Origin of the sequence: Lutibacter sp. (genome assembly GCF_016342705.1) — a bacterium.
GTDB lineage: Bacteria > Bacteroidota > Bacteroidia > Flavobacteriales > Flavobacteriaceae > Lutibacter.
Window position 1 is genome coordinate 76,337 of record NZ_JAEINV010000004.1, and the last position, 21,083, is coordinate 97,419.

A 21,083-nucleotide genomic window follows, 5' to 3' on the forward strand; every position below is an offset into this window, starting at 1 on the left:
TAATTTTTTAATAATAGTATCTTTTAAAAGCTTCTAAAGCGGCATAATCTGCCAACCCTAATTGATGATATTTTTGTGCGGTTTCATTATTTCTTTCCTCAGCACGCACCCAAAACTCTCGAGTATCATTTCCTTGAAACATCACGCCATCTTTTTGAGATTGATGAAAGAAAATTGCTTTTCTTTTTCTCAGTACTTGATCTGGACTCATTGGAACTGCCATATCAATTTGGTGAATATCCCACTCGTGCCAAGCTCCTCTGTACAACCAAACCCAACAATCATCCATATACTTTTCTGGTTTCAAAATTTCTAAGGCTGCAAAAATAGCATCTAAACAAACTTTATGTGTTCCGTGCGGATCTGCTAAATCACCTGCTGCATAAATTTGATGTGGTTGAATGGAAGCGATTAAATTTGTGACAATATCTACATCTTCTTTCCCAATAGGTTTCTTCTTTACTGTTCCTGTTTCATAAAATGGGAGATTTAAAAAATGAACATTTTCATCGGGAACACCAACAAATCTTGTTGCGGCTAGTGATTCTCTCTTTCTAATTAATCCTTTTAAATTTCTAACTTCAATGGCATCTTCAATAGCATCGCTTTTTGATTTTAATTTATCAATAATTACATCAATATTTATACTACCGGAGTTTACATCTTTCACCACTTCAGCATACTTTAATGCTTCATAATCTGAAACTGCAATATTTCCTGATGTTTGGTAAGCAACGTGTACTTCGTGCCCTTGATCAACCAATCTATCAAACGTTCCGCCCATTGAAATTACATCATCATCTGGGTGCGGACTAAATATAAGCACTCTTTTTTTAATTGGGTTTGCGCGTTCTGGCCTTGATGAATCATCCGCGTTTGGTTTTCCGCCTGGCCATCCGGTTATTGTGTGTTGTAATTTATTAAACATTTTAATGTTTATATCATACGCTGAACCTTCTTGAGATAGAAGGCTTGACATTCCATTATTATTATAATCTTTATCTGTTAACTTCAAAATAGACTTTTTAGTTAATTTACATAACCAAATAATAGCTTTACTCGTCAACTCTTCTGTCCAAATACAAGGTCCAACTAACCAAGGTGTATTTAAACGCGTTAAATCTTGCGCTGCTTCATCATTTAAAATAAAGGTTGTATTATCATGCTCCTGAAGATATGTTGCCGGAACTTCAGAGGTGATTTCACCTTCTATAGTATCTTTAATTACAGATGCTTTGTTGTGTCCCCAAGCTAATAAAACAATTCTTTTAGCTTTTCTTACAGTTCCAATACCCATTGTAATTGCTTTTTTTGGAACGTTATCAATTCCTAAAAAAGAAGGTGCAGCATCTACTCTGGTCAAATGATCTAATGTAATACTTCTTGTGCCCGAATTATAATGTGATCCTGGCTCGTTAAATCCAATATGTCCAGTTCTACCAATTCCTAATAATTGAAAGTCTAGACCTCCAAGTTCCTTAATTTTTAAATCGTAATCTATACAATATTGGTGTAAATCTTCTGGGGAAACTTTTCCGCATGGAATGTTAATGTTTTTAGAATCTATATCAACATGATTGAATAAATGTTGATGCATAAAATAGTAGTAACTATGCACACTATTTTTATCCATAGGATAATATTCATCCAAATTAAAAGTAATAACATTTGAAAAACTAAGCCCTTCTTCTTTATGCATTCTAACCAATTCTTCATATACTTTAATTGGAGAAGAACCCGTTGCTAGGCCTAATATGCAATGTTTATTTTCCTTTTCTTTTGTTCTAATTAATTGTGCTATTTCTTGAGCAACACAAATAGATGCTTCAATAGAACTTGAAAAAACAATGTTGTGAATTTTCTCAAATCTAGTATCTTCAAATTGGCCTGCCGGCTGGTATTTAATTTTAGTTGTAGTCATAGTTAAATTTTTATCCATAATAGAACAGAGTATTGTATTGTAAATTTATGAAATGCCTTTTTTAAATCTTTATTTTTTCGACAAATAGCTACTATTTACCTATAAAAAGCAAACGAAAAAAAGTGAATTCCGTTTGCTTTCAATTAATCAAATCTCAATATAAAAAAACACTTTAGAAATTACTTCCTGGCACATCCCACCAAAGTCTTGTTCCTCCGTTGTCTGGACCATTTAAAAAGGTGATTGCTTTTGCAACATTTACATTGTTGGTATTTTTTTCATTTTGAACAAAATTTACTCTTCTAATTTGAATATTTGTATCAATAGTACCACCACTATTATTTATTACAACCGGGAAAATTCTAGGATACCCAGTTCGTCTAAACTCGCTCCAAGCCTCTTGCCCATCAGGAAATATTGCAATCCATTTTTGTGTAATTATTTGTTCTAATTTTGCTTCATTCGTTCCGCTAGTATTAAAAGCTATTTTAAGATCTCCTGCATATGCAATATTATTAACTGGGTTTAAAGCATCTACAAAATCTGCCGGTGTGCTAGTATTGTCTAACAAATAAGCATCCACACCTGCAACGCTATGTTGTGAAAAAGAAGCTCTTATTCCTGCTTCATAATTACTTTTTGCATCACCAGCATTTGACCAACCTCTTAAAGCAGCCTCTGCACGTAAAAACCAAATTTCTGATGCAGTCATCCATTGAATTGTTTCACCATCAATTACACTTCCTATAGAAGAATGGCCCACGTATTGCCCTTTTGCTTCAATAGCAATTCCCATTCTAATTCCTTTATAAGCACCGGCTAAAGCAGGATCTTCTGCTGGGTTAAAGTATTTTTCAATTCTTTTATCCTTAAATCCTTTTAATATGGATTCCATTTCAGCACTCATTCTAATATCTCCCCAAGATCCACTAATGGTAGCAATTGGATGAGAAAAACCAGTGTTAATTTTCATATCCATTGTTTCTAATAAACCTGCACTACTAGCTAATGAAAGTTCACCTTGTGCTTTTGCTAAAGCAGGATTCTTTTTAACAATTCTCATTGCTAATCTTAATCGTAATGAATTTGCATATTTTCTCCATTTCGAAATATCCCCACCTAACGTAGACATATCAAAAGGAATAAACTGCGCATCACCTTCAAAAGCTTCTAAACCATCAATTGCAGCACCTAATTCATTAAAAAATGCCTCATATGCTACCTCTTGAGAATCATATTCTCCAGTTGTGGTATAATCATCAAATTTTGTATAACGAATTGGCCCATAAATATCTGAAACTCTATGCATTGCTGAAACTCTAATAATAGTTGCCAAATGCACAAACTTTACACCAGACTCATCTCCACCAACGGCTACTGCATTTTTAACATCTAACGCAAATGGCATTACGCTTCCATAGGCATCTCCCCAAGGGAAACCATTCCATCCATCCACCAAAGAATAGGTCATGTTATTCACATTTCCAGCAAATGGAGTTGGCGGTGTCATATATCCTGAATACACGTCACCAATTAACCCTTGCTGTAATTGATAATTCCAAGCTGGAGTTACATTAAAAACATTTAAAAACATTGGAGTAAACGAGCCTCCAATATGATTGTTCATTTGGGTCAAACTTTGGTTTGAAATTCCATTTGGATCTGTATTGATGTCTTCAAAATCACCTGTACAGTTTAGTAAACTAACAGCTACAATTGCTATTAGTGTATATTTTATAAGTTTATTCATTTTTTTAGAAATTTACGTTAATGTTTAATCCTATACTTCTTGTAGATGGCTGACCATAAATATCAACACCTTGTAATCCTATTCCTGTACTTGAAGCGATATTCGGGTCGAACGGAGCATCTTTATAAATAAAGAATAAATTGTTTGCTATTACTGATAATCTCAAGTTTTCAACAAAACTCTTTTCGAATTTTAAGTTGTATCCTAATGAAATTTCTCTTAAACTAACATTAGTGGCATCATACACATATTCACCTAATAAACCTGCTCTTCCTCCTGTTTTTAAATAATAATCTTGCGCCGACATTTGTTTAGCTGCGCCACTAGTATCAACAACATTTATCATTCCTCCGTTTGTATTTCTTGCGTTTGCAGATGCTTGAGAAACACCATAAAAATCGTTTACAGATTCTGTAACACTAACTACTTCACCACCAAATTTTGCATCAATTAAAAGATTCAATGAGAAATTTTTATAATCAAATGTGTTGCTCCACCCAAAAGTAAAATCTGGTTGTGCGTGTGCAATAGTCTCAAAATCAGTAGTTTCTAATGTTAAACTTCCAGCATCATCCGTTACAATTGGCAAACCTTCTGCATTTCTTTTAACTGAACGACCTCTTATACTACCAAAATCTTCGCCTTCAATTAATGAATATCCATAACCATTAACACCTGGAGCAGTTAAAATTGCTTCTCCGTTTTGTAGGGAAGGGTGTACAGAAACTACTTTGTTTTTATTAGTTGCAAAATTTAACGTTGTATTCCAATTAAAAATATCGCCCACTATTGGTTTTGCATTTAACACAAGCTCTATTCCGCTGTTTGAAATTTCACCTGCATTAACAATATTTTGTACATAACCGTTTACGTTTGGTTCTGCTGCAATAAAAAATATTTGATCGGTAGTTTTTGAATTGTAGTAAGTAAAATCAATTCCTAATCTGTTGTGGAAAAAACGCCATTCAGTACCAATTTCAAATGATTTTTGTTCTTCAGGTTTTAATGTTTCACCTTCTTTTACGCCAAATAATGGCTTTGTGAAATTTCCTTGCCCAACCGGGATTGAGTTTAAAGGAATTGTTGCATATGCTGGAATATCTTTACCAACAACCGCATAAGATGCTCTAATTTTTGCAAATGAAATATTTTCTGGCATTTTAAACATTTCAGACAATACACCTGTTGCTCCAACTGAAGGATAAAAGAATGAATTAGTATCTGTGTTTACTAATGTTGAAGACCAGTCACTTCTTCCTGTAATATCTAAAAATAATTTGTTTTTATATCCAAAATTAGCAGATCCAAAAATAGATTGTACTTCTTTATTTGATACCGATTGTTTGATATCATTTGTACTCGCAAAGTTTCCAATTGTAAATACATTTGGATACGTTAGCCCTCTTCCTGTGCCAGAATCTAATAATAATTGATCACCCACTGAATACTTAGTTAAACTTGTGCCCAACACTCCAGAAAAAGTAAAATCTTCAGAAATATCTTTGCTGTAGCTTGCAATTAAATCTATATATTGTTGCGTGTTTTCAGTTTTTTCTAAAATATATCTACCCGTTGTTGGTACAAAAGTTAAATCGCTACCAGCATACATTCTTTTATCAAAAGTAAAAAATGTTTTATCAAAACTTCCTCTAGATTGGAAAGACAAGTCTTCTGTAACTTGGTATTTTACACTTACGTTCGCTAAAACTCTTTGAGCAATATCCTTACTTGGATTACGGTTAACTAACCAATATGGATTTTGTTGAATATTTTCATCAAATGAAGTGGCGTATTGATCCATCATATTTGTTGAAGTATTAAAATATTCAAATTTATTTTTGTAAGTATTTAAGTCAATTCCAACCGGATTTAAATATAAACCAGTTAAAGGATTTGAGTATAATCCATTGGTTGAACGGTTCCAAATTCTTTGATCTGACACATTAATATTTGCTGAAACTTGAATTTTATTATTTAAAAAATTAGCTGTTTCACGCAAGTTTAAATTATTTCTCACCATGCTATTATTTGGCATTACACCTGCGGCAGTTGTATTTGCGTATGAGAAAAAAGTCTGTGCTTTTTCATTACCCGCTGTTAAAGAAATAGATTGAATAGCGGTATTTCCTGTTTTAAAGAAATCATTAACGCTATTTGTTAGTCCGCTTTTTTTAGCGCCCCAAGATTTAGGATCTGTTACATTACCATTTTCGGCAATTGGTTGCCCAACTGAATTTGATTGGTATTCTGTTTGTAACTCTGGTAAAGAAACTACATCATCAACAGTAATACTTGAACTAAAGTTTACCTGAACTTTTCCATCTTTTCCGCTTTTAGTTGTAATTAAAATTACGCCATTTGCTCCTTGACTTCCGTATAAAGCTGCTGCGGAAGCTCCTTTTAAAACCGACATACTCTCAATATCATCTGGATTTAATAATGACAATGCATCTCCACCATCTCTATTTCCAATTTGACCTCCAAAAATACTAGTTCCAGGTTCTTCTCCATTTTGTCCGTTTCCACTGTTTAACATTGGAACACCATCAATAACATACAATGGATCATTATTTGTTGTTGAAGAATTTCCTCTTAGCACAACTTTTGAAGCTCCACCAACACCTGATGAACTTTTAGTAATAGTTAAACCAGCTGATTTACCCGATAAACTATTAATTGGGTTTGTTTGTTTTACTTTTGTTAAATCATCTCCTTTTACTTCTTGAGCAGAATATGTTAACGCTTTCTTTTCTTTTTTCATTCCTAAAGCGGTAACAATTACTTCGTTTAAACTTAATGCATCATCTGCTAAAACAATATTTAAAGTAGTAGCATCTGTAATATTTACAGATTTAGTTTTCATTCCAATAAAAGAAAAAACAAGTACATCGCCTTTTGAAGCTTCTATACTATATTTTCCATCAAAATCTGTTTGACTTCCTTTTGTTGTTCCTTGTATAACAACATTTACTCCAGGCAATGGAGCACCATCTGATTCAGCAGTAACTGTACCAGAAATAGTTTTTAACTGCGCACTAATTTGTTGAGTAAACGCAAGTGAAAAAACTAACATTAATAGTGGTAATAATTTTTTCATAAGTATAATTAAATGGTTAAATAATTAAAGTCTAAACCTAGAATTATCAAAAGATTATAAAAAATTATTTCTATAAACAACGGAAAAAAAAGAACGGAAAGCAGGTTTTTTAATATTAACGAAAACGTTTTATTCTTAATTTATATTTTTATTGCAAATTGTTTTGTTATCCTAAAAAAAACCTATAATTTTTCACAAAATTTAATATTAAAACTTTAAATATTTGAGCTTTTTAAAACTAGAATGGCTTGAAAATTCAAGCAACAAAATACCATTACAATACCATTTGTTTTTTTGGTTTGGTTACTTCTTATTTAATGTAGTTAGATGGGGCAGTTATTTTGATGATTATTGGTATTCTTTAAAATCTAACTTAGTAGAATTTCCTTTGCATATTGTAATTGTGTATTTTAATATTTATTATTTAATACCAAAATTCATTTTAACCAGAAAATTTAAACGCTATATTCTCTTTCTTTTAGTTTCTTTATTCTTATTATATTGTATAAGAACCGGTTTAAATTTTTTATTAGTAACAAAAAATATTTGGCCAGAAGCGGATGGCATGCAACAAGCATTTACATTTAACCATATTATTGCCGTAATTTTGGGAGAATTGTATGTGGTAGCTTTGGCTTCTGCCATAAAATTAACGTTTGATTGGATTTATGAAAAAAGACGCGCTGAAGATTTACAAAAAATACAATTAAGTACTGAACTTGATTTTTTGAAATCGCAAATTCAACCACATTTCTTTTTTAATACATTAAACAACTTATATGCATTAACTCTTAAAAAATCAGATATAGCTCCAGATGTTGTTTTAAAATTGTCCGACATTATGCAATATGTTTTGTATGATGTAAAAGAACCTCTTATAAGTTTACACGACGAAATTAACTATATTCAAAATTATTTAGAACTTGAAAAATTAAGATATGGAGATATTGTGAATGCTGAAATAACTATTTCTGGCAACATAGAAGATGTTAAAATACCACCTTTACTCTTTTTACCTTTTATAGAAAATTGTTTTAAGCATGGTGCGCATGAAAATGAAGCTATTGATGTGCAAATTAAGTTTGAAATTCAAACAAATAAGTGGCTTAAATTTTGTGTTAAAAATACTTTTGTACATTTAAACGAAACCAACCAAAAACATGGTATTGGAATAAAAAATGTAAAAAGAAGATTGCAATTATTGTTTAATAATAACTTTAAATTAAAGACCTTTGTAAAAAAGCAACACTATTTTGTGAAATTAAAAATACCTATTCAATGAAAATAAAATGTATTATTATTGATGATGAACCTTTAGCAATTGAGGTTATTAAAAGGCATTTAGATGAATTTCAGAATATAGATTTACTAGCTACATTTAATACACCCATTGCAGCTTTACAAACCATAGAAACCAATGAAATTGATGTCATTTTTTTAGATATAAATATGCCAAAAATGAGTGGTTTAGAATTTTTAAGAACACTTACAAATAAACCACACATTGTAATTACAACAGCTTATAGAGAATTTGCCGTTGAAAGTTTTGATTTAGATGTGCTAGATTATTTAGTAAAACCTATTCCCTTTGGAAGGTTTTTAAAAGCTATTAATAAAATTCAAGCAAGAATAAACCTAGAAAAAGAAAAACAATTTGACATTGTTATAAAAGAAGAGCCTTTTATTTTTTTGAAAGTTGATAAAAAAATGATGAAAATTAAACTGAATGACATTTTATATATTGAAAGTTTAAAAGATTATATCAAAGTTTTTACCATTGCAGAAAATTATCTTGTTCATAAATCTATGACTAGTATTTCGGAAGAATTACCCAGTGATAATTTTTTAAGAATTCATAGGTCCTTTACTATTGCCATTAATAAAATTTCTTCCGTAGAAGGAAACTCCATTGAAATTAATAAAAAAAGAATCCCAATCGGCAGAAATTATCTTGTGCAAGCAAAGCAAAAAATATTTAATAGTACAGATTTTATCGATTAGTTTATCAGAAAAAAACCGTTAATGTTTCATTAAGTTAAGTTCAGCTATGTTTTTATGTTGAATAGAGAAAATAATTTCTAATACTTATTTTTAATGGTATCTTAGAAAAATATTTTTTTAACCAAACATAAAATAACAATGTCATCATCTACACAACTTAACTCTAATAAAAATACGTTAATTCCAATTTTAATAATTGCAGGATTATTTTTTATTTTCGGATTTGTAACCTGGATAAATGGAGCCTTAATCCCATTTATGAAAACTATTAATGAATTAACCTCTGCGCAATCTTTTTTAGTGGCATCTGCCTCTTATATCTCATTTGTCGTTATGGCACTTCCCGCTTCTTATATTTTAAATAAAATTGGCTATAGAAAAGGAATGAGTTTAGGTTTGTTTGTTATGGCGTTAGGCGCCTTGGTTTTTATACCAGCCGCAGAAGCAAGAACTTATTGGGTGTTTTTAACCGGGATTTTTATTCAAGGAATGGGAATGACGTTATTACAAACTGCTTCAAACCCATATATTACAATTTTAGGTCCTATAGATAGTGCCGCAAAACGTATTGCAATTATGGGAATTGCTAATAAAGTTGCAGGAGCTTTAGGATCACTTATTTTTGGAGCAATTTTATTATCAGGTATCGATGAAATAAAAGAAAAATTAAGCCTGGTTGACGCTTCAGAAAAAACACAATTATTAGATACCATGGCTGACAGTGTTGTAATGCCCTATATTATTATGGCTGCTGTTCTTTTTGTATTAGCCATTTTAATTAGAAAAGCTCCATTACCACACGTTGAAGCAGAAGAAATTGAAGAAGAAACTAATGGTAAAACAACCAAAACAAATATTTTTCAATTTCCTCATTTATGGTTGGGAGTTTTAACATTATTTGTATATGTTGGCGCTGAAGTAATTGCAGGAGATACTATTATTGCATATGGAATTTCCTTAGGCATATCAGCAGCTGAGGCAAAATATTTTACAACATTTACCTTAATGGCTATGGTTGCTACTTATGGGTTGGGCGTATTTTTAATTCCTAAATATATTAACCAAGCACTCGCATTAAAATTAAGTGCTGTTTTAGGAATTATTTTAACTTTTTGTATTGTATTTACTACAGGCTTTGTGTCTATTTTATTTGTAGCAGCTTTGGGTGTTGCAAATGCATTGGTTTGGCCAGCAGTTTGGCCGTTAACATTAAAAGGTTTAGGAAAATTCACCAAAACAGCATCGGCTTTATTAATTATGGCTATATCAGGAGGAGCAATTATTCCACCTTTATATGGACGTTTTGTAGATAGTAATAAAATGGAATTGCTTTCACAGGGTTTAAGTGAAGCTGCAGCTTCTGCACAATCTGCAACATCGGGATATTGGATTTTATTGCCTTGTTATGTTATTATTTTATACTATGCTATTTCAGGGCATAAATTAGGATTAAAAAAATAATTTAAATTTTTATTTATGGCTACTCAAAGACTAATGGCGCTTGATGTAATGCGCGGTTTAACCATTGCATTAATGATTATGGTAAACACTCCAGGAAGTTGGAGTTACGTATATCCACCTTTGTTACATTCAACTTGGAATGGTTGCACACCAACCGATCTGGTTTTTCCTTTTTTCTTATTTATTGTAGGTGTATCTATGTGGTTTTCATTTAAAAAGTTTGATAAAGGAATTACTAAGAAGTCGCTTTACAAAGTATTGAAAAGGTTTTCTATCATGTTTTTATTGGGTGTTTTTTTGAATGCTTTTCCAAATTTTGATTTTGAAAATTTACGCTATTTAGGTGTTTTGCAACGCATTGCAATTGCTTATTTAATTGGCGCTCTTTTATGTATGCATTTCAATTACAAACAATTACTGCTTATTTTTGGTAGTATTTTAATTGGCTATTGGGGATTGTTATTTTTTGGTGCATCTAATGCTCCTTTTGATTTATCTACCAATATAGTTCGTAAAGTTGATATCTTATTATTTGGTGAAAACCATATATACAACGGTTTTGGAATGCCTTTTGATCCCGAAGGATTGTTATCATCTATACCTGCAGTAGCAACCTTGTTATTAGGTTATTTTTCAGGAAGATTTATAGACCTTTCTGAAAACACCATGAAAGCTATAAAAAAATTGCTATTAATTGGTGCTTTAACCTTATTTGTAGGTTTTATTTGGAGTTTTATTTTCCCTATTAACAAACCTTTATGGACTAGCACATACGTTTTATATACTGGTGGTTTAGCAATGGCTTTCTTAGCTTTTTTATTGTGGATTATTGACGCTCATCATTATAAAAAATGGGCAACTCCATTTATTCATTTTGGTACAAATCCATTAGCTATTTATATGTTTTCTGGTTTATATGTATCTTCAATTATTTATTTCATTGAAATACCTACAAATACTGGTGAAATACTGTCTGGTTATGGTTTTTTATTTCAAAAAGTATTTGTTCCAATTGCTGGAAATATGAATGGATCTTTATTATTTGCTATCACTCATATTATTTTCTTTTGGTTTATTACCTATGTTTTATACAAAAAGAAAATATTTATAAAGATTTAAAATTAGTTTTCATCCAATATCATATAGAAGTATCTATACATAAGAAAAGCCTATTCAAATTAATGAATAGGCTTTTTATTTTTAGTTTAAAACTCCAATTATATTGGATTTTGAACCATTAAATTGTTGGAATCCATTTCATCTTGAGGAATTGGGAAATTCCATCTGTTATCACCTGCTGCAACTTGCAAAATATTATTAGTGATTGCTGCAGTATGATTAGATCCTGTTCTATCTAAAGGTAAATCTAAACGTTTTAAATCATACCATCTAAAACCTTCTCCCCATAATTCAACACGACGTTGAATCATAATTTCATCAATTAAAGCAGTACCTGTTTTTGTTGATAAAACGTATGCTGCATCTCTTGTTTTAGCCATCGCAAATAAAGCCTGAGCTGCTAAAACATCTTGATTGTTTCTAGCCAATGCTTCTGCTTCAATTAAATACATTTCAGCTGCACGCATTAACGGAACATCTACTCTACTATCTCCATTATCAACAGCAATAAACTTTTGATTGGTATAAGGGAATTTTTTATGTGTAGATAATAAAGAAACTCCTGCTGGTAAATTTAAATGTTTACCTGTTGGATCCCATAATGTTTTACGAACATCAGTTGCAGAGATTTTATCGTATAAAAGATTATTTATAGATCTAGGATTTGCTCTAATTGCAGATGAACTAAAGTTTCTTGAAATATAAGCTCCATAATTACCAAATGTATCTGTTTGGTCTGCAATTATTTGACTTGCCCACATAAATTCAGGATTAGATTCTGAATTAATTTGGAAACCTTGCGCATATGTTGCAGCATCCATTAATGTAAATCCAACTCTTGCTTCAGCAGAATATTTTGCAGCATTTACCCAATCTCCTTGAACTAATGCAACTCTGGCTTTTAATCCTTTTGCAACATTTTGATTGATATGAGATTTGTTTATACGTGCATATCCTTGTAATAAAGTTATGGCATCATCAATATCATCATTAATTTGTGCATATACCTCTTCTACAGTGTTTCTAGCAATTGGATCTGTTGAGTTGTCTAACTTAATTGGCACACCTAACTGACTGTTAACTTCTCCTTTTTTATAACGTCCTCCGTATGATTGAACTAAGTGGAAATGACAATAAGCTCTATAAATTAAAGCTTGACCTTTAATAATGTCCTTGTCTGCTTGATCTCCTTCAGCGCCATCAACTCCATTAATTAAAACATTTGCATTTGCTATCCAACCGTAAAACATTAACCAGTTTGATCTATTATAAGCGTCTGATGGATCTGAGTTAGTTTGCCATCTTAAGTTAGTTGACCAGTTATTTGCATTATGCACATGGTCTTCACCTGCCTCATCAATATGTATAAAATAAGCACCAATACCACCTCTTCCTTGGCTAACATATCTAACATAAAGTGATCTGTGAATACCATTTAAAGCTGTCATAGCATTATCTGTACTTAACAATACTGCATTTGAAGATACTTGGTCTGTTGGATACGTATCTAAAAAATCCTTTTCACAAGCAGTAAAAAGCACATTTACCGCCAGTATTCCGATGAAAATAATTAATATTTTTTTCATTTTATTTTATTTAAAATTTAACATTTAATCCTAGTGAAACAATTCTCGAAGGCGTATAAATATTGGAAGTTGTTCCATTAAACTCTTGTTGAATATTCATTCCTTTTCTTGCATTTAAAGAAAATACGTTTTCAGAACTCACATAAAGTTGTGCAGTTGAAATACCTAAATTAGTTAACACCTCTTTTGGCAATCCGTAAGATAAACTTATTTGCTTTAAATTTAAATATGAAGCGTCTACCAACCATCTATCTGAAGTTGCATTAAAATTTGTAGTTTGTGAAGCATCTAATCTTGGAATATTTGTAATATCCCCTGGTTGTTGCCAACGGTCTAAAATATCTTTGCTTAAGGCAGTTCCATATGTACCCGCACTCATAATTGCCTGGTAATTATAATCTAACGTTTCACCTCCAATTTGATATGTGAATAAAAATCCTAAATTAAAGTTTTTGTATGAAATTGAATTTGAAATAGAACCTGTTAAATCAGGTATTGCAGACCCCGCATAATGATATTCCGCATTTGCTTGGTTTGTTGTTAATACGTTTCCATCAATAGTTCTTATATCAGCCCCATTTGCAGTAACTGCATCTTCGTTTGCTACATATAACGCAGCTCCATCTGTAGGATCTACACCATGCCAATCTTTTAACCAATAATCATAAATAGATTTACCAACCATATATTTTTTTGATCCAGTAACAATTTCTTCTTGAGGAAGTTTTGTGAATTTATTATCAATGGTTGAAGCATTTAAACCAATATTCCATTTGAAATTATCATTTCTTAAAACATCAAAATCTAAACTTACTTCAATTCCTTTATTATACATTGTTCCAATGTTTTGAGGAATACTTTCACTTCCGCTTGATAGTGGTAATGGAACATCAAATAACAAGTTAGCAGATTCACGTTTAAAATATTCAATAGTTCCGTTTAACTTTTCAAATAAACCAAACTCTACAGCAATATCATAACTAGCGCTTGTTTCCCATTGTAAATTTGGAGCTTCTAAAGTTCCTAAAATATACCCTGATTCTGCTTGGTTATTATAATCTAAATTATATAACCCTTGGTAAGCATAGAAACTAATTCCTGAATTATTTCCTAACTCTCCATAAGAAGCTCTTAATTTCATTAAGTCAATCCATTTTTGATTACCCATAAACGACTCTTTGTCTAATCTCCAAGCACCTCCTAAAGACCAGAATTGACCCCAACGTGTGTCTTTTGAAAACTTTGAACTTCCATCTGTTCTAAAAGAAGAACTTAAAAAATATTTTCCGTTAAAATCATAATTTAATCGACCAAAATAACTTTCATCATTTAAATTATCTTCATAAGAACGTAAATCTGTTGTTGTAACAAAGTTTATTAATTCCGTATTTCCATCAGCAATAATACCTCTTTTTGTACCGTCTAACACATTAATTCTTAAATCTAAAGATTCATGAGCTACTAAAGCACTGAAATTATGATTACCTATAGACTTAGAATAATTTAGTAATTGGTTAAAACCAACTGAAGTTCTTCTATTGTAAGTACGTGCAGCTAAACCTCCAGGTGCACCATCACCAACTGTTTTATTCCAAAAAGTAGTATTGTATATATTACGTTGATCAAAACTAACGTTCGTTGTAAAAACAAGCCCTTCCATTAATTTAATATCAAAATAAGTTTTTCCAGAAAGAGAAGTTTTTTCATCTATATCATCATTCCAATCAATTTCAGCAACAATATGTCTACCACCACTTGCACCACTTGGACGAGTTGCTAATAAATCGTAAATTCTATCACCATTATCATCTAAAATATAGGCTCCACTAGCATCGTGTTGATATATATTATATATTGGACCAATACCTCTGGTAAAACGAATTGGGTTTACAAATGAACTTGATTGTGTATCTGTTGCTTGAGATTGGTTTCCTGTTGAAGTTGTAGCTCCAATGTTTAAACCTGTTTTCAACCATTTATTTGCTTGATAATTTAAATTGATACGCCCTGAAATTCTTTCGAAATCTGAATTTTTAATATAACCTTCTTCATTTAAATATCCTAAAGAAGCATAAAAATCGCTTTTTTCAGTTCCTCCTTGGTAGCTTAAATCATAATTTTGACGATTTCCTAATCTAGTAATTGCATCAGACCAATCTAAATCATCTGGATATAATAACTGAGCGCTTGGATTTAATTTCCCATCTACTCCAACAATTTGATCATTAGCAACATTGTAAGGGTTATTTAATAGTTGATTGTAAATTGTGTTAGAAGCAGTTTGGTTTGCTGCTGTAACAGCAGCATCTGTTGCTACCCCAGGTACCGCAATACTGTTTCTTAAAGATTCCCACATTGCTGGGTAATATTGATCCGCATTTAATCTGTCATATTCTTTAATAGAACGATCTACAATACTTGAAGAAACATTTAAAGAAAACTGACCTTCAGCACTTCTTCCTTTTTTTGTTGTAATCATAACAACTCCATTCGCTGCTTTATTACCATAAAGAGATGTTGAAGAAGCATCTTTTAAAACTGTTAAACTTTCAATATCATTAGAGTTAATAGCACTAATATCACCATAGTAAATCATTCCATCAACAACATATAAAGGAGAACTGGATGCACCCACTGAACCAAATCCTCTAATACGGATATCTTGTCCTTCACCAGGCTGACCACTTGCAGCAGTAACACTTACACCAGCAGATGCTCCTTCCAAAGCACTTGTAACGTTAGCCAAAGCTCTATTCCCAATATCATCGCTATTAATTTGAGTTGCAGCACCAGTATAGTCACTTTTTTTAGCAGTACCGTAGGCTACTACTATCACTTCTTCTAATAAATTAGCATCTTCTTGCATAGATACATTTATTAAATTTGAATCACCAACAGTTACGCTAGTCGTTTTCATACCAATAAAAGAAAATACAATTACATCTCCTTTTTTAGTACTAATTTGATATTTACCATCAAAATCAGTTTGAGTACCTTTAGCTGTACCCTTAATTAATACAGTAACTCCAGGCAATGGTCCACTACCATCTGATACAGTCCCTGAAATTGTTTTTTCTTGCGCAAATGCAACTTGCACTAATAACACAAGAATGAGTGTTAAAATCCCTTTAAACTTTGTTTTCATTCTTTAAACGTTTGAATTAATAATCTTCTAATAAACACTTTTATAAGGCTTTTATACCCTTATAAACAGCCTGCGAAATCGTTTTCGCAGATGTAACAAAGATGCACTATTTTACAATTGGTTTCGAAAAAAATTTATTAATATAACCTATTATATATCAACACATTAACAGCTAAAGTGATTTATGTAACATTCTTTAATATATTATTTTTAATAATTTATTTGCATTTTATTATATTTTTCATTATTTTATATGGCTACATTAAAGATTGTTTTTGAGGTATATTAAACCTTATTTTATTCCATAATTTTTTTAGATTAAAATTTTTAAATATCTTTGGAAAACCAAACTGGTTAACCAATTAATATTCAATCTATGAAACTCAAATTTTCCTGTTTATTTTTAATATTTATACAAGTACAAGTTGCGTTATTTGCACAAACACAGACTCTAACAAGTGTTGGCACTATTGATGAATTTAATACTGCAATTAAAAAAGCTATTCCAGGATCTACTATTATATTAAAAAATGGCATTTGGAAAGATGTAAAGCTAAACGTACATGGTATTGGAACTAAAGAAGCTCCAATAACAATAACCGCTGAAAAAGATGGAGAAGTTATAATTACAGGAAACTCTAAACTCACCATTTCTGGTAAATACATGGTAGTCAATGGTTTGTGGTTTAAAGATGGAATACCAACTGATAAAGAAGTGATTTCCTTTAAAAAAGATTCTAAAACTTTTGCCTACAATTGTAGATTAACTAATTGTACTATTTCAAATTACAATCCAACCGATAAATCTATAGAAAGCCATTGGGTTGACATGTGGGGACAAAACAATAGAGTTGACCATAATAATTTTACTGGCAAAACAAATGGAGGTACAACATTGGTAGTTTGGTTAAAAGGAGAAGAACATATTGAAAATAAACACTTAATTGATCACAATTTTTTTGGGGAACGACCTGAGCTTGGTGTAAATGGTGGAGAAACCATTAGAATTGGAACTAGTGAAAACTCCATGAAATCATCAAAAACTACCGTTGAATTCAACATATTTAAACATTGCAACGGTGAAATTGAAATAATTTCAAATAAATCATTTGATAACATATACAGAAACAACTTGTTTTTAGAAAGTGAAGGTACTTTAACCTTACGTCACGGTAATAGAGCTTTGGTAGAAAACAATGTTTTTGTAGGAAATAACAACCCGAGAGTTGGTGGTATTAGAATTATTGGTGAAGGACATACCGTACAAAACAACCTTTTAATTGGTATTTCTGGTGATGATTATCGTGCTCCAATTGTAGTTATGAATGGAGTGCCAAACTCTCCTTTAAACCGTTACTTTCAAGTAAAAAATGCTACTATTCAAAATAATACTTTAATTAATTGTAATGCAGTTCAATTTGGAGCAGGAAAAGACAATGAAAAAACACTAGCTCCAATAAATTCAGTGTTTGCAAATAACTTAATAACCAACACTAATGGTGGAAAAATTTACAATGCCCATGATGTTATAAACGGAATTACCTTTACTTCAAATTTTGTAGATGCTGACGTAGAAATAGACGCTAATTACTTCACAAAAGCACTTGTAGAATGGGAAATGTTAGGCTCCTTACCAATGCCTTCAGTAAATAATGAAATTTTAAAAACTGCCATAAAAATAGCAACAAGTCCAGTTGTAGATATCACGAATTCTACAAGAACTAACTTTGTTGCCGGCGCATTTAATTTAGGAAACAAAATAATTCCTGAAGCTATTAAAACAGTGGCTGGCCCAACGTGGAAACCACTTATTGAAAAACCAACTATTGTTCAAAAAACACAAACATTTGAAGTTGACCCTGGTGTTGAAACACTTTCAAAAGCATTAAAAAAAGTAAGTTCTGGTGATGTTTTACTTTTAAATCCGGGTGTTTATTTGGTTGATAAATCAATGAAAATTAATGGGAACATCTCAATTATTGGTAAAATTGAAGGTAGTGGAGTAGAAATAAAAGCAAATGAAAATTTAGAAAAACCTATTTCCTACTTTTTTAGAGTTACACAAGGAGCTAGTTTTACAATGAAAAACATTACGTTAAATGGAGACGCTAAGGATGTTGTAAAATACGCGGTAGTTTCACCTGATGAAAATGAATCAGAAATTTATAACTTAACTATTGATAATTGCCAATTAATAAACTTTACCAACAAAAATGGAGGAAGTGTTTTTAAAGCCTATGTTGGTACTATTGCCGATACAATTAGCATAAAAAACTCCATTATTTCTGATGCGTATAGAGGCTTAAATTTATCCTATGAAAAAGATCCTCTAGGAAAATACAATGCAAAAAATTTATTGGTTCATAATACTGTTTTTAAAAATATAGATGAATTTGCGATTAATTATTACAAAAGCGGTTCTGCAGTTGAAGGAGGTAATTTAAAAGTAACCAATTGCATTTTCAGTAAAATCTATAATGATGAAAAAGGATATGCCATTAAAAACAAAAATATAGACAATGTAAGTATTGTAAATTCTGTTTTTGAAGGGAGTTATCAAGTTAAAAATCTAGTAAGTTTAAGCAGCCCAACTCAAACCATTACAAATTGTTTAGTGTATGATAACGGAAGCTTAAAAATTGCTAATGGAGCAATTTCAACAAATGTAGAATTCAAGAACCCTAAATGGGAAGATAAAAAATTATTTATTCCAAGCGATAAATCTCCTTTACTAAAAGAAAATAATGGCATTGCAAACATAGGATTGCAAATAAAAATAATAAACAACCACCAATAAAAAAAAAGCCTAACAACAATTAATTGTTGTTAGGCTTTTTAAGTTATTAAATGAAATCATCATTCAATACAATTTAATTAACTTTAAAATTTATATTTAACATCTGCTGTAATAGTTTTCCAATCATCTGTTCTAAAAGGTATAGCGGGAAAACCTTCTTTATTAAATAAGTTGCTTTTTGATGCATCACCCATCCAACTATATCTGATATGCAATGGTGATTTAATCCCAGTAATTGAAATTAGTATTTTATTATCAACAATAGTTGCGTTCACATTATTAAAAACCTGATCTTCTCCTGCTGCTTCAAACCCATAAATATTGCCTTGTTCATCTGTTGTTGTTAAACCTCCTCCAATATCATTAAAATAAACTATAATTTTATCATCGTTTATTTCCATAGATTTATATGTAGGCCCCGAATGTACCATTTTAATATTATATAAATTATTTAAAGCAATTGACGCTAGTCTTTTTCCTACTATATGTTTATTCCTAGGATGAATATCCTTTGGGTTACCAACATCCGTTGTTACCACCATCCCAGTATTTGGTAATTGTAAGGTTTTGGTTTGCGCTTCTCGCAATTCTGCCCAATCACAACCAGTATTACTATCTCCTTTTGAATTAAACGTTGCCAATTGAACATAATAAAAAGGAAATAACCTACCATTCCATTTTTGCCTCCAGTCATTTATTAATAAAGGAAATGTTGTTCTATATTGATACGCACGACTTGCATTTGTTTCACCTTGATACCAAAGAACACCTTGAATTCCAAAAGGAATTATTGGGTTAATCATAGCGTTATAACATAATGAAGGATAATCATTAAAATTAACCGCATTGTAAATAGATTCAATTTTATATTTCCAAATTCCACTTAAGGGAAATTCTTTTTCACCAATAGTTAATGTAAAGTTTTTAGCATCGCCATAAAGGCCGCCGCTTCCTGAACTATCAACAACTCTAATCGAAATTACATTATCTCCTTCTTTTAATATATTGGCATTAATAAAATATGTTCTTTTCTGATCCCACCCTTTTGTTTCACCAACTTTTACGCCGTTTACATATGTAGTATCATCATCATCTACTGCTGGGATATTTAAAATTACATCCTTTCTTAAATCTTCTTTTTTTAATGTAATATGTTTTCTAAGCCAAATAACGCCATCAAACTCTCCCAATTCTTGAGATTCCCAAACTTCTGGTTCATTCATTTGTAACCAAGAAGAATCATCTATATTTAACTCTTTATATGTTTCAACTTTAGCGTCAGAAAAAGGCTCATTTTGAAATTTTTCTATTCTCTTTTGAGTTTCTGAAATTTTTACATTCAATAGAGAATCTAAATTGGTTTTTGGATAGGTTGAGATTAAATTTTTAAATTCATAACTGCTTTCAAAACCTTCACGACTTATCCAAGTTTCAATATTTGAACCACCCCAAGATGCGTTTATTAATCCAATAGGAATTTGTAACGAATCATATAATTGTTTCGCAAAAAAATAACCAACACCCGTAAAATCAGTTATAGTTTCGGAATTGCACACATCCCAAGATGTGTTATTGAAATTAGCATTGGGTAAAGAACATATTTCTTTTGGAATTTTTATATGTCTAATTTTTGAATAAGAAGCTGCGTTTTTTATTTCAACTTCTGCATTCTCAGATTGCCCAACAATCCATTCCATATTAGATTGCCCACTACATAACCAAACTTCGCCAACTAATATATTGTTTAATTTTATGGTGTTTTTTCCAATTACAACTAACTCAAAAGGACCACCAGCTACTTCAGGATTTAAAGTAACCATCCATTTACCATTTGCGTTTGTTTTTGTTTTTTTACTTTGCTTATTAAAACGCACTTCAATTTTTTCATTCGCTTTTGCCCAACCCCAAACAGGAATATCCGCATTCCGTTGTAATACCATATTGTCACCAAATATGCTTGCTAATGAAACTTGAGAATTGATAGTGCAACTAAAAAAAAGCACTAATAAAGTTAGTAAATATTTCATTTTTATAAAAAAGAGTTAATTTGATATTATATATATGATTAATTTTTTGAATTATATTTTATACTATTGTAATTAAGTACTCTCGATTTTTAAGATTTGTACGACTTAAAAATTGGAGATTTTCGGACGTGCCAAATCGTTAATAGAGTATTTATATATGTTCGTTATTTATTTTAAAA

The 21,083-nt window shown here is 31.0% G+C and carries 11 protein-coding genes; 5 read left to right on the top strand and 6 right to left on the bottom strand.

Going from position 1 to position 21,083, the window contains the following annotated elements:
• Positions 1-7 precede the first annotated feature (7 nt).
• The 3 genes from nagB to JEY78_RS05220 form a co-directional block, all read right to left on the bottom strand.
• Entirely contained in the window at positions 8-1,921 is a 1,914-nt protein-coding gene (gene nagB, locus JEY78_RS05210; protein WP_291847572.1) for a glucosamine-6-phosphate deaminase, read from the bottom strand.
• A 172-nt stretch (positions 1,922-2,093) separates the two neighbouring features.
• Positions 2,094-3,671, bottom strand: coding sequence for a RagB/SusD family nutrient uptake outer membrane protein (locus JEY78_RS05215; RefSeq protein ID WP_291847575.1), 1,578 nt, complete (start codon positions 3,669-3,671; stop codon positions 2,094-2,096).
• A gap of 4 nt (positions 3,672-3,675) precedes the next feature.
• Entirely contained in the window at positions 3,676-6,768 is a 3,093-nt protein-coding gene (locus JEY78_RS05220) for a SusC/RagA family TonB-linked outer membrane protein (protein ID WP_291847578.1), read from the bottom strand.
• 223 nt (positions 6,769-6,991) lie between these two features.
• On the opposite strand from JEY78_RS05220, the gene JEY78_RS05225 reads away from it, so the two are divergent.
• The 4 genes from JEY78_RS05225 to JEY78_RS05240 all read left to right on the top strand — a co-directional run bounded on the left by JEY78_RS05225 (position 6,992) and on the right by JEY78_RS05240 (position 11,349).
• Entirely contained in the window at positions 6,992-8,050 is a 1,059-nt protein-coding gene (locus JEY78_RS05225) for a sensor histidine kinase (protein ID WP_291847581.1), read from the top strand.
• Positions 8,047-8,769: a LytTR family DNA-binding domain-containing protein gene (locus tag JEY78_RS05230; protein ID WP_291847584.1), complete on the top strand. Its 723-nt coding sequence runs from the start codon at positions 8,047-8,049 to the stop codon at positions 8,767-8,769. Before JEY78_RS05225 ends, JEY78_RS05230 begins: the two co-directional genes overlap by 4 nt.
• A 138-nt stretch (positions 8,770-8,907) precedes the next feature.
• On the top strand, positions 8,908-10,230 hold the full coding sequence (locus JEY78_RS05235) for a sugar MFS transporter (protein ID WP_291847587.1): 1,323 nt from the start codon (positions 8,908-8,910) through the stop codon (positions 10,228-10,230).
• 15 nt (positions 10,231-10,245) lie between these two features.
• Positions 10,246-11,349, top strand: coding sequence for a DUF5009 domain-containing protein (locus JEY78_RS05240; RefSeq protein ID WP_291847589.1), 1,104 nt, complete (start codon positions 10,246-10,248; stop codon positions 11,347-11,349).
• Positions 11,350-11,447: 98 nt separating this feature from the next.
• On the opposite strand, the gene JEY78_RS05245 is transcribed toward JEY78_RS05240, so the two are convergent.
• Together JEY78_RS05245 and JEY78_RS05250 are read right to left on the bottom strand one after the other, a co-directional pair.
• Entirely contained in the window at positions 11,448-12,935 is a 1,488-nt protein-coding gene (locus JEY78_RS05245) for a RagB/SusD family nutrient uptake outer membrane protein (RefSeq protein WP_291847591.1), read from the bottom strand.
• Positions 12,936-12,945: 10 nt separating this feature from the next.
• Entirely contained in the window at positions 12,946-16,080 is a 3,135-nt protein-coding gene (locus JEY78_RS05250; protein WP_291847593.1) for a TonB-dependent receptor, read from the bottom strand.
• Between the two features lie 376 nt (positions 16,081-16,456).
• Here JEY78_RS05250 and JEY78_RS05255 point away from each other — a divergent pair, with 376 nt between their 5' ends.
• A complete protein-coding gene (locus JEY78_RS05255; RefSeq protein ID WP_291847596.1) occupies positions 16,457-18,877 on the top strand; it encodes a chondroitinase-B domain-containing protein in 2,421 nt (806 codons plus the stop codon).
• Between the two features lie 83 nt (positions 18,878-18,960).
• Here the strand turns inward: JEY78_RS05255 and JEY78_RS05260 are convergent, their stop codons facing one another.
• Positions 18,961-20,904 carry a sialate O-acetylesterase gene (locus JEY78_RS05260; RefSeq protein WP_291847600.1) on the bottom strand — a complete coding sequence of 648 codons (1,944 nt, stop codon included), beginning with the start codon at positions 20,902-20,904 and terminating at the stop codon, positions 18,961-18,963.
• Between the last annotated feature and the right edge of the window lie 179 nt (positions 20,905-21,083).